The sequence below is a fragment of the Streptomyces sp. NPDC007808 genome, from assembly GCF_042868655.1.
Classification (GTDB): domain Bacteria; phylum Actinomycetota; class Actinomycetes; order Streptomycetales; family Streptomycetaceae; genus Streptomyces.
Genome location: NZ_JBIAEQ010000001.1, coordinates 234,233 through 245,630 on the forward strand (window position 1 = coordinate 234,233; position 11,398 = coordinate 245,630).

General features: G+C 71.9%; 6 protein-coding genes and 1 pseudogene. 4 read left to right on the top strand and 3 right to left on the bottom strand.

What is annotated here, in order from left to right; genetic code table 11:
* Nucleotides 1–66: 66 nt before the first annotated feature.
* Nucleotides 67–1,662 (bottom strand): annotated as a pseudogene (locus tag ACFYNL_RS01080) (beta-galactosidase); the annotation flags it as partial.
* A 66-nt stretch (nucleotides 1,663–1,728) separates the two neighbouring features.
* Entirely contained in the window at nucleotides 1,729–2,754 is a 1,026-nt protein-coding gene (locus ACFYNL_RS01085) for a LacI family DNA-binding transcriptional regulator (RefSeq protein ID WP_388794450.1), read from the bottom strand.
* 204 nt (nucleotides 2,755–2,958) lie between these two features.
* On the opposite strand from ACFYNL_RS01085, the gene ACFYNL_RS01090 reads away from it, so the two are divergent.
* The 4 genes from ACFYNL_RS01090 to yicI all read left to right on the top strand — a co-directional run bounded on the left by ACFYNL_RS01090 (nucleotide 2,959) and on the right by yicI (nucleotide 9,598).
* Nucleotides 2,959–5,844: a glycoside hydrolase family 3 C-terminal domain-containing protein gene (locus ACFYNL_RS01090; protein ID WP_388794453.1), complete on the top strand. Its 2,886-nt coding sequence runs from the start codon at nucleotides 2,959–2,961 to the stop codon at nucleotides 5,842–5,844.
* Between the two features lie 222 nt (nucleotides 5,845–6,066).
* Nucleotides 6,067–7,050 (top strand): acetylxylan esterase, encoded by a 984-nt coding sequence (locus ACFYNL_RS01095; protein WP_388794456.1) that lies wholly within the window; start codon nucleotides 6,067–6,069, stop codon nucleotides 7,048–7,050.
* 5 nt (nucleotides 7,051–7,055) lie between these two features.
* Nucleotides 7,056–7,319, top strand: a complete 264-nt coding sequence (locus ACFYNL_RS01100) for a hypothetical protein (protein WP_388794459.1) — start codon at nucleotides 7,056–7,058, stop codon at nucleotides 7,317–7,319.
* Entirely contained in the window at nucleotides 7,316–9,598 is a 2,283-nt protein-coding gene (gene yicI, locus ACFYNL_RS01105) for an alpha-xylosidase (protein WP_388794462.1), read from the top strand. Before ACFYNL_RS01100 ends, yicI begins: the two co-directional genes overlap by 4 nt.
* Nucleotides 9,599–9,662: 64 nt before the next feature.
* Here yicI and ACFYNL_RS01110 read toward each other — a convergent pair whose 3' ends face one another.
* On the bottom strand, nucleotides 9,663–11,288 hold the full coding sequence (locus ACFYNL_RS01110; RefSeq protein ID WP_388794465.1) for a PucR family transcriptional regulator: 1,626 nt from the start codon (nucleotides 11,286–11,288) through the stop codon (nucleotides 9,663–9,665).
* Nucleotides 11,289–11,398: the final 110 nt, after the last annotated feature.

The following is an 11,398-nucleotide window of genomic DNA, read 5'->3' on the forward strand; positions in this document are numbered from 1 at the left end:
CAGGTCGGCGTGCAGGTTGCTGAACTCGTCGTACCGGACGCCCGCGGCCTGCACCAGTCGCGCCGGTGTCACCTCGTGGCGCGCCCGTGCCTCGTGGTCGCCGCAACCGGTGCGGGGGCCGAGGACGAGGTGGCCGCCCGCCGCCGCGTAGGCGCCGAGCCAGTCGAGCATCGCGTCGTCCGCCACGTACAGCGCGGGCGCGATGAGTACGGGATGCAGCTCGGCCACCGACGCCGGTGCCGCTCCCGGGCGTTCGCCGCGCGGATCGTGCAACTGGCGGGCGTGCAGGATCCGTACCTGGCGCCCCGCCTCGAACGCGCCCCGGTAGAACGGGTCGAAGACACCCTCGTACGCGCCCGCGTCCGGACCGCCGTCGGGACCGGCGAGCGGCGGGTGCTTGCGCATCAGCCACTTGCTCGGCGCCGAGTAGACCATCGCGATGTCCGCGTCCGGTGCGATCCCGGCGACCAGACCGCCGGCCCGTTCGAACTCCGCACCCAGCCGGGCGAGTTCACGGTAGACGCGTCCCGGTCGTCCGCTGTGCGGGAGGATTCCGCCCCAGTACGTCTCGGCGCCGAAGTGCAGCGTGTGCCAGTGCCAGTACTCGATCATGCGGGCGCCGCGCGCGACCAGTGCCCACGCGGCCTGCCGCCACTGCCCGTCGAAGGCGGGGCGGTTGTCCGAAGTGCCGCCGATGGCCTGGGCGTTGGTTTCCGTGATCAGGAACGGCTCCTGGCGGGAGGAGTAGATCCGGTCCGCGCTCTGGTGCAGGGCCCACGCCCCGTACGCCATCCACTGCCCCGGCAGCTTCTCGCGCGGCGGCTCGGGCATCGTGAGGCTGTCCTGCATGTCGTAGTACGGGTTGCCCGCGGTGACGTCCAGGCTGTCGGTGAGTTCGTCGTCCTCCAGGCCGGGTGAGCCGTAGGCGAGGCAGGTGGTGACGAACTGGCCGGGCCGCGCGTACTCGCGCACGATGCCGGCCTGCCAGGCGATGAACTCGGTGGTCCGGCGCGCCTGGAACGCCTGCCAGGCCAGGTCGTACTGCGGCTGCGCGTTGCCCTCCGGCCGCCACAGGTCGGCCCAGGTGGACAGCCGGTGCGACCAGTACACCAGCCCCCACTCGCGGTTGAGGGTCTCGACGTCGCCGTACCGCTGCCGCAGGTCGTCGACGAACCGCTGGAAGACACCGTGGTTGTGCGGCAGTCGTGGGCCCGGCTCGTTGTCGACCTGGAAGCCGATCACCGCGGGGTGGGCGGCGTAGCGGGCCACCACCGCACGGACCACCCGCTCCGCGTGGAAGCGGAAGGCCGGATGCGTGATGTCGACCTCCTGCCGGGCGCCCCACGCGGCGCGGCGCCCCGCCGCGTCCTCGGCGGCGATCTCCGGGTACTGCCGGGCGAGCCACGGCGGCACCGCGTAGGTGGGAGTGCCGAGCACGACCGAGATGCCGCGCTCGTGGGCGCCGTCGAGGACGGGTTGCAGCCAGTCGAGTTCGAAGCGGCCGTTTTCCGGCTCCCAGGTGGACCACACCGACTCGCCCACCCGGATGACGGTGAACCTCGCCTCCGCCATGAGGTCGAGGTCGGCCTTGAGCCGCTCGTACGGCTGGTACTCGTGGTAATAGGCGGCGCCGAACAGGACGCGCGCGGGCGGCTGGGTCATGCGGACTCCTTGGGGAGACGGAGGGTCCGGGACCGACAGGGGTGGTCGGCCGGAGGCCGAAACGGCTCACGACGGCCGTGCCGGACCGGTGCTCCGACGAACCGTCAACGTGGGTGCCAGCAGCACACGTTCGTCCTCCGGCGCGGTGCTCCGTGACACGGCGTCCAGGCGGCGCAGCACCTGCTCGACGGCCACCCGGCCCAGTTCCGCGGCCGGTCCCGAGGCGGAGGTGAGGGCGGGTGTCTGCTGCTCGGCGAGTTGCTCCGGGCAGAGGGCGACCACCGAGGCGTCCTCGGGGACCGTCCGCCCGCCGGTGCGCAGCAGACCGAGCAGCGGGCCGATCGCCCCCTCGTTCTGCACGACGAAGCCGGTGGTTCCCGGCCGCTCGGCGAAGACCCGGTCGAGCACCTGGGCGGTGCTCGCGTACGTGCCCTCGCACGGGCGGTGCAGGAGGCGCAGACCCCGTTCCGCGGCCCGTTCGGCGAACCCGGCGAGGGCGCGCTCTGCGTACCCGGCGTGCCGTTCGTGGAGCCGGGGGCCGTAGCCGATGAAGGCGACGTCCCGGTGGCCGAGGTCGGCGAGATGATCCGCGCACAGAGCCCCGGCGGTCGCGAAGTCGTGGTCCACGCAGGACAGTCGGTGCGCGTCGTCGGGCAGACCGATGAGCGCGGCCTGCGTGCCCTGCTCCCGCAGCACCGGGATGCGCGGGTCGTCGAGCTCGACGTCCATGAGGATCACGCCCTCCGCGAGGCCGCTCGCCGCGACGCGCCGCACGCCCTCGGGGCCTTCGTCCCTCGTGATCAGCAGGACGTCGTACCCGTGACGGCGGGCGGTCGCGGTGACGGAGACGGCGATCTCCATCATGACCGGGACGTACATGTCGGTGCGCAGCGGCATGACCAGGGCGATGATGTGCGAGCGGCGACCGGCGAGTGCCCTGGCGCCGGCGTTGGGGTGGTAGCCGAGCTCGGCCGCGGAGCGCTGAACGCGGCGCCGGGTCGCTTCGGACATCGAGGTCCGGCCGTTGAGCACATGGCTGACGGTGCTCGTCGAGACGCCCGCGCGCCGGGCCACGTCCGCGATGCTCACCATGGGGTCTTTCGGCTTCTCTCCTGTCGGCTGCGGTTGCCTCGAAAGAGCTGTCGAAGCGCTTCACTTAGCGATGCAAGGTAGTGAGAGCGTTCCAGGGAAGCAAGAGCTGGGGGGTTAAAGGAAACATTCCTCCATGTGGGCATTGACATCCGCTCGGGAGCGATGGCAGCGTCGAAGCGCTTCACCAATGGCTCTCATCAACCGATGCTCTCCCGCTCGTCGAGGAGTTCCTCCGTGGGTTCTGCCTTCCCGTCCGAAGCCGACCGGCCGCCGTTCCGTGATCCCGCGCTCCCGTGGGACAAGCGCGTCGACGACCTGCTGCAACGGCTCACGCTCGACGAGAGGATCGCGCTGCTGCACCAGTACGCGCCGTCCGTGGAACGCCTGGGCATCGCCTCCTTCCGCACCGGCACGGAGGCGCTGCACGGCGTGGCCTGGCTCGGCGAGGCCACTGTCTTCCCGCAGGCCGTGGGGCTCGGGGCCACCTGGGACGAGGAACTCGTGCACGAGGTCGCCACCGCCGTGTCGATGGAGATGCGCGCCTTCCACCGGCACCGCCCGCCCGCGAACGGCTCCGGCACCAACAGCCTTCAGGCGTGGGCGCCCGTGGTGAACCTGCTTCGCGATCCGCGCTGGGGCCGCAACGAGGAGGGCTACTCCGAGGACCCGCTGCACACCGGGCGGCTGGCGACGGCCTACTGCCGGGGCCTGGCCGGGGACCACCCGACCTATCTGCGCGCCGCCCCGGTGCTCAAGCACTTCCTCGCCTACAACAACGAGGACGACCGCTGTGTCACCTCCTCCGTCGTCCGGCCCCGCGTGCTGCACGAGTACGACCTGGCCGCGTTCCGCCCGGCCGTCGCCGACGGCGCGGCCACCGGCGCGATGGCGGCGTACAACCTCGTCAACGGCCGCCCCTGCCATGTCAGCCCGCTCATCGAGACGGAACTGCGGCGCTGGGCACAGCACAGGGGCCATGAGCTGTTCGTGGTCAGCGACGCCGAGGCGCCCTCCAACCTGGTCGACCCGGAGCACTACTTCGACGACCACGCCGCGGGCCACGCCGCCGCCCTGAAAGCCGGGATCGACAGCTTCACCGACCAGAACGAGGACAGCGCGACCGTGATCGGCCGGCTGCGCGAGGCGCTGGACCGCGGCCTGATCGACGAACGCGACATCGACCGGGCCGTCCGGCGCCAGCTGCAACTCCGCTTCCGGCTCGGCGAGTTCGATCCGGACCTGGACCCGTACGCGAGCATCGGTGTCGAGGTGATCGACAGCCCCGAACACCGCGCCCTCGCGCGCCGCGCCGCGACCGAGTCGGTGGTGCTGCTCAAGAACGAGGGAGTGCTGCCCCTGGCCGCGCGGGGCGCACCCCGCGTCGCGGTCATCGGCCCTCTCGCCGACATGCTCTGCGAGGACTGGTACAGCGGCACCCTGCCCTACGGCGTCACGGTCGCGGCCGGGTTGCGAGCCGCCCTGACGGAGCACGGCGGGGAGGTGGTGTGCGTCGAGGGCGTCGACCGTATCGGACTGCGCTCGCGCACCGACGGCCGTCTGCTGTGCGGGACTTCCTTCGACGTGGCCGACTGGGGCGGCGGTGCGCTCACCCTCCGGGACGCCGGCACCGGCCGCTACCTCAGCCTCAAGGACGACGGCTCACTCGCGGCGGACCAGGAACGGATCAAGAGCTGGTTCGTGCACGAAGCCTTCTTCCTGGAGCCCGCCCCCGGTGGCGACCAGGAGAGCGTGCTGCTGCGCAACCGCCATACGGGCCGCTACGCCGCCGTCGACCCCGCCGACGGCCGGGTGACGATGACGGCCGACAGCCCCGAGACCGCCGAGCACTGGCGACGAGAAGCGGTGCGTGACGGTCTGGCCGAGGCCCGTGCCGCCGCCGAGCAGGCCGACACCGCGATCGTCGTCCTCGGCAACCATCCGATGATCAACGGCCGTGAGACCGAGGACCGCGCGGACATCGCTCTGCCCGAGGGGCAGGAGACGCTGCTTCGCGCGGTCCACGCGGTCCGCCCGCAGACGGCGCTGGTGGTGATGAGCAGCTACCCGTACGCCGTCGACTGGGCCGATGAGCACCTGCCCGCCGTGGTGTGGACCTCCCACGGCGGGCAGGAAACAGGTCACGCGCTGGCAGCCGTGCTGCTCGGCGAGGCCGAGCCAGCCGGCCGTCTGCCGCAGACGTGGTACCGAGGCGACGATCCGCTGCCGAAGCCGCTGGACTACGACATCATCAAGGCCGGCTGGACCTACCAGTACCACCGGGCCGCACCGCTCTACCCCTTCGGCCACGGGCTGTCCTACACCGACTTCGCCCACCGCGACCTGCGGCTGTCCCACGCGTCGATCGCCCAGGACGGCGAGGTCCGGATCACGGTGACGGTGGCCAACACCGGCGCACGGGCCGGCAGCGAACTGGTCCAGCTCTACGTCCGCGCCCTGGACGCCCGTTACGAGGCACCCCGGCGGCGCCTCGCCGACTTCCGCAAGGTCCGCCTGGAGCCGGGCGAGAGCCGGGAGCTGACCTTCCGGATGCCGGCCGAACGGCTCGCCCACTGGGACGTCACCACCGGCGCCTTCACCGTCGACCCCGGCGACTACGAGATCACCGTCGCCCGCTCCGCCGAGCAGCCCGTGCTCACCGCGCCGCTCACCGTGACCGGAACGGCCCCCGCGCCCCGCACGGTCCTCGACCGGCGCACCCTGGCCGTCGACTTCGACGATCACACGGGCGTCGAGATCGTCGACGCCACCCGCACCAGCGGTGACGCCGTCACCACGACCCACCCGGACCGGCCCGCGACGCTCCTCTTCCGTGGCGTCGATCTCACCGGCGCCGTCCGCGTGCAGGCCGAGACCGCCCGCGAGGACGAGCGGGCCGGTGCGGCCCGGTTGGAACTGCGGGCCGGCGATCGGCTGCTGGCCGAGCTGGACGTGCCCGTCAGCGGCGACCGCCACACCTGGACGACCAGCACGGTCGAGCTCGCCACCCCGCCCGAGGGCGCCCACGACCTCACGCTGACGTTGCACGGCGCGTTCCGGCTGGCCGCCTTCAGCCTCTCCACATCCGACTGAGACCGCACCGCCACCCGTACTCGCACGCTCACCGTCCCTCTACCCGCACCCCCACCGCCCCCCTACCCGCGCACCCCCCACCGTCCCCCTACCCGCACCCCTCACGGTCCCCCTACCCGCACCCGTGCGAAGTGCGCCCCGCCCGGAACGGCGGGCCGCCACCCGCCCGGCCGACGCGGCACCGAACCACCCCTGACAACGCCTCACCCGGAGGAAGCGCTCATGCCGCTCACGGACTTCGGCCTGGCCGAACTCGAAGGCTACCGGCCGCAATCGCCCGCCCCGAAGGACTTCGACGCCTTCTGGCAGCGAACGCTCGCCGAGGCCCGGTCGTACGACGAGGCGGTCAAGGCGGAGCAGGTCACTTCCCAGCACCTGCTGCGCACCGTCGAGGTCGACGACGTGCGCTTCCCCGGCTGGCGTGGTGAGCCCGTGGCCGCCTGGCTGCTGCGCCCGCGTGACGCCGCCGGACCGCTGCCGGTCGTCGTCACCTACATCGGTTACAGCGGCGGACGCGGACTGCCCACCGACCACCTGCTCTGGCCCTCCGCCGGCTACGCCCAGCTCGTGGTCGACAGCCGCGGCCAGGGGCACGACACCCCGGACCCGGGCGAGGGCGACGGCACCCAGTGGGTGAAGGGCTTCATGACCCGTGGGATCGAATCGCCCGACCACTACTACTACCGGCGCCTGATGACCGACTGCGTGCGCGCCGTCGACGCGGTCGCGCAGCTGCCCGGACTCGACACCCGGCGGATCGTGCTGGCCGGCGGCAGCCAGGGGGGTGGCCTGGCACTCGCCGTCGCCGGCCTCATGGGGGACCGCGTCGCGGCGGTGCTGACGGACGTCCCGTTCCTGTGCCACTTCCGCCGCGCCGTGCAGATCAGCGGGGAGGGCCCGTACCCGGAGATCACCGAGTACCTGCGCTGGCACAGCCGGCACCGGGTGGAGGAGACCTTCACCACCCTCGACTACTTCGACGGCGTCCACTTCGCCCGACGAGCCACCGCTCCGGCACTGTTCAGCGTCGGCCTGATGGACCCGGTCTGTCCGCCCTCCACGGTCTACGCCGCTTTCAACCACTACGCGGGCGAGGACCGCACCATGACCGTGTGGCCGTTCGCCGACCACAGCGGTGGCTGCGGCTCCAACCCGCCCACCCAACTGGCCTGGCTGCACCGGCACGGCCTGGCACCGGAGCTCTGAGCAGCGTGCCTTTCGCGTCCGGGCCCTCGGCGGGTCCGTTGCCCGAACCGCACGCCGGGTTCCGCCTCGGACCCACGACCGCAGCCCGCGACAACCACCGGTTCTCGACCGCCCGGCGCCGCCTGCACCCCCAGGGCACCGGGCCGGTCAACACCGAGGGCCCGGACCACCACGACCAGCTGATCGAGGAAGCGCCCAAGGACAGTCACCACTGGTTCCGGCGCCTGATCACCGCGCACCGCGCGCGGACGGAGGAATCCACCCGATGAAGTTCACCGACGGCTACTGGCTGATGCGTCCGGGCATCACCGCGTGCTACGCAACCGAAGTCGCCGACGTCCGGGCCGACGAGCACCGGATGACCCTCTACGCGCCGGTGAAGCAGGTGCTCAATCGAGGCGGCATGCTCAACAGCCCGCTGCTGACCGTCGAGTGCTGGTCGCCCGCGGACGGCGTGATCGGGGTGCGCGCCACCCACCACGCCGGTTCGGTGCGGCACGGACCGGAGTTCACGCTGCCGGGCACCCAGCCGGACGCCGGAAAGGTGCGCCGGGACGGCGCCGTGGTCGAGCTCAGCGCCGGTGAGCTGTCGCTGCGCGTGGACACCTCCCAGCCGTGGCACCTGGAGTTCACCGCCGGCGGACGGGTGCTGACCTCCGTGGGCGAGCGCGGCACCGGTTTCGTCACCGACGCCGACGGACGGCACTTCATGCTCGGACAACTCTCTCTGGACGTGGGGGAGTTGGTGTACGGGCTGGGAGAGCGGTTCACCCCGTTCGTCAAGAACGGTCAGGTGGTGGACATCTGGCAGGCCGACGGCGGCACCAGCAGCGAGCAGGCGTACAAGAACATCCCCTTCCATCTGACCAACCGCGGCTACGGCGTCTTCGTCAACCATCCCGGCAAGGTCAGCTACGAGGTCGGCTCCGAGTCGGTCGGGCAGGTCCAGTTCAGCGTCGAGGACCAGTCGCTGGAGTTCTTCGTCGTCCACGGCCCGACCCCCAAGCAGATCCTGGAGCGCTACACCGCGCTGACCGGACGTCCCGCGCTGCCCCCGGCCTGGGCGCTGGGCCTGTGGCTGACCACGTCCTTCACCACCGACTACGACGAGGCCACCGTCAACCGCTTCGTCGACGGCATGGCCGAGCGCGGCATCCCGCTGAGCGTCTTCCACTTCGACTGCTTCTGGATGCGCGGCTACCAGTGGTGCGACTTCGACTGGGACGACGAGACCTTCCCCGACCCGGTCGGCATGCTGAGCAGGCTCAGGGAGCGGGGACTGAAAGTCTCGGCCTGGATCAACCCGTACATCGCACAGAAATCAGCGCTGTTCGAGGAAGGTATGCGCGAGGGCCACCTGGTGCGGCGTCCGGACGGCAGCGTGTGGCAGTGGGACCTGTGGCAGCCCGGCATGGCCCTGGTGGACTTCACGAACCCGGCCGCGCGCGAGTGGTACCTCGGCAAGCTCAAGACGCTGCTCGACCAGGGCGTGGACTGCTTCAAGACCGACTTCGGCGAGCGCATCCCCACCGATGTCGTCTGGCACGACGGCTCCGACCCCGAGCGGATGCACAACTACTACACCCACCTCTACAACCAGGCCGTCTTCGAACTGCTGCGCACCGAGCGCGGCGACGGCGAGGCGCTGCTGTTCGCCCGCTCCGCCACGGCCGGCGGCCAGCAGTACCCGGTCCACTGGGGCGGCGACTGCGAGTCCCACTTCAAGGCCATGGCCGAGTCCCTGCGCGGCGGGCTCTCCCTCGGCCTGTCCGGCTTCGGCTTCTGGAGCCACGACATCGGCGGCTTCGAAGGCACCCCGACTCCGGCCGTGTTCAAGCGCTGGGTGCAGTTCGGGCTGCTCTCCTCGCACAGTCGCCTGCACGGCAGCAAGTCGTATCGCGTGCCGTGGGACTACGGCGAGGAGGCCGTCGACGTCACCCGTGAGTTCACCCTTCTCAAGCACCGGCTCGCCCCGTATCTCCAGCGCGCCGCACAACAGGCGCACACCACCGGTGTCCCGGTGATGCGCGCCATGGTGCTGGAGTTCCCCGACGATCCCGCCGCCGCCACCCTCGACCGGCAGTACATGCTCGGCGACGACCTGCTCGTGGCCCCGGTCTTCACCGACGACGGCACGGTCGAGTACTACGTGCCGGAAGGGACGTGGACCAATGTGCTGACGGGTGCTCAGGTCACCGGCCCGCGCTGGGTCCGCGAGCAGCACGGCTTCCGCACCCTGCCGCTGCTGGCCCGCCCGGACTCGGTCATCCCGCTGGCCGCCGACGACAGCCACCCGGTCTCCGCCTGGGCGGACGGCGTCGAACTGCGGGTGCACGCCTTCGCCGACGGCGCCGAACGCACGGTCGTGATCCCCAGCCCGGACGGCCCAGGCGAGACGGCCCGCTTCGGCATCCGCCGTGAGGGAGACCGCCTCCACGTCACGACCGACAGCCCACACCCCTGGCGACTGCGGATCGGAGGTCCTGACGGCACCGTGCACACCAACGCCGAGGGGCGGGCGACGACCGAGTTGCGCTACGAGGACTGAGACGAGGACTGAGCCTCCCTCGCCGTCAGCTGTCAGCTGACGTCCGGCCGCACCGAGATCCGCGTCAGCCGGCTCGCCACACGTCCAGTGCCGTGAGAGCCACGTGGAGCTCGGTGCGCTGGTCGCCCGATTCGAGATCACGGGCGAGGAGACGCTCGATGGTGCGCAGCCGTTGGTACATCGTCTCGCGGGAGAGGCCGCCCCGGCGGGCGGCGGTGGTCTTGTTGCCGGCCGCGTCGAGGTAGTGGCGCAGCGTCGTCAGCAGGTCGGTGCCGTGCTGGGTGTCGTGGTCGATGAGGCGCCGGAGCTGCCGCTCGGTGTACTCCTGGATCCGGGCGTCCGACCGGAGGGCGAACAGCAGGCGGCGCAGGCCGATGTCGGACAGCTCGTGGAAGGAGCGGTCCGGGGGCGGGCACTGGCCGGGCGGGGTGGCTTCCGCGACGCGGGCCGCCTCGCGGAACGAGCGGGCGGTGTCGGTGAGGTCCGTGACCTCGGAGCCCACACTCACGACCGCATCCGGGTCCAGGCCCAGTACCGTGCCGGACAGGCGCTCGACGACGGGGCGCCAGGTCTGGGAGGCGCGCAGAGCCAGCAGGATGCCGAGGCGGTCGGGGGCCAGCTCGCCGACGAGGGCCGGCACGCCCGCCGTCCTCAGCTCCTCCAGCAGACGGGACTCGGTCTCGGCTCCCCCCTTCCCCGCGCGCAGCTCCACCAGGGCGGCGACGAAGAGGCTCCGATCGGCCGGCAGGCCCAGGGCGGCGCAGCGGGCACGGGCGTCCTGCGCGGAGCGGTGGCGCTGTTCCACGAGGTCGATCAAGGCGCTGCGGTGCGCGGTGCGCTCCCACGGAGTGGGGTGGATGAGGCGCGCGACGGTCAGTGCCATCGCGGTCCTCTCCAGCAGGGTGATGTCCTCCGGCCCGAACACCGGTCCCTCGGTGCGCGCCGGGAGCATGGCCACGCGGCCCCAGCGCTCGCCCTGGTACTCGACGGGGGCGGTGAGCCAGCCCTCCGGGCCGCGTGTCCCCGTGGTGTCGCCGGGCCCGGTCGCCCTGGAGCGCTGCTCCCAGTCGGCGAGTGCCTCCTCGACGGTGAGCCCGGACGGTTCGCAGATCAGGGCCTGGTGCACCAGGTTCTCCAGCACGACGGTGCGGCCGCTCATCTCCGCCGCCGCCCGCACCACGTCCTCCGGGCCGGCGCCGCGCAGGGTCAGGGTGGTGAACGCCTCGTGGATGCGCTGCGTGCGGCGCATCGCCTCCGCCTGGTTGCCGAGCAGGAGCGCGTGCACGACCTGCGTGACCTCCAGGAAGTTGACGTCCTTGGTCAGGGTGACGAGGGGCAGGTCGCGTCGGCGGCAGGCCTCGACGAGGGTGTCCGGCGGCCGGTGGTAGCGGCGTACGAGTTCGATCACCAGGGCCGCCGCGCCGACGTCGGCGAGTTCGTCGACATACCGGCGCACGCCGGCCGCGTCCGGCGGCAGGGGCATTCCGGTGGTGAGGACGAGCTCGCCGCCCTTGAGGAACGACGCGGGGTCGGTCAGCTCGGTGATGTGGACCCACCGGACCGGACGGTCCAGGTGCGGCACGCCGGTGACGACGTGGGGCCGTCCGGCGGCCAGGACGGGAAGCGCCAGGACATCGGCCACGGTGAGCGGACGGGAGGGCCCCTGGCCGGCCGGGTCGCTGTCGTTCACGGTCTCTCCAACGGTGCCTGCTCGAACTCGGCCCGGAGTCCGGGGGAGTGCCCGGCCACTGTGACAAGCGTCGTTGACCTGCGCAAGAGCGGTCCGTGAGTGATCGACAC

Bases quoted from the DNA above. Each gene is read 5' to 3' on its own strand.
- yicI (WP_388794462.1), top strand. From the start codon at position 7,316: ATGAAGTTCACCGACGGCTACTGGCTGATGCGTCCGGGCATCACCGCG.
- ACFYNL_RS01095 (WP_388794456.1), top strand. From the start codon at position 6,067: ATGCCGCTCACGGACTTCGGCCTGGCCGAACTCGAAGGCTACCGGCCG.
- ACFYNL_RS01090 (WP_388794453.1), top strand. From the start codon at position 2,959: ATGCTCTCCCGCTCGTCGAGGAGTTCCTCCGTGGGTTCTGCCTTCCCG.
- ACFYNL_RS01085 (WP_388794450.1), bottom strand. From the start codon at position 2,754: ATGGTGAGCATCGCGGACGTGGCCCGGCGCGCGGGCGTCTCGACGAGC.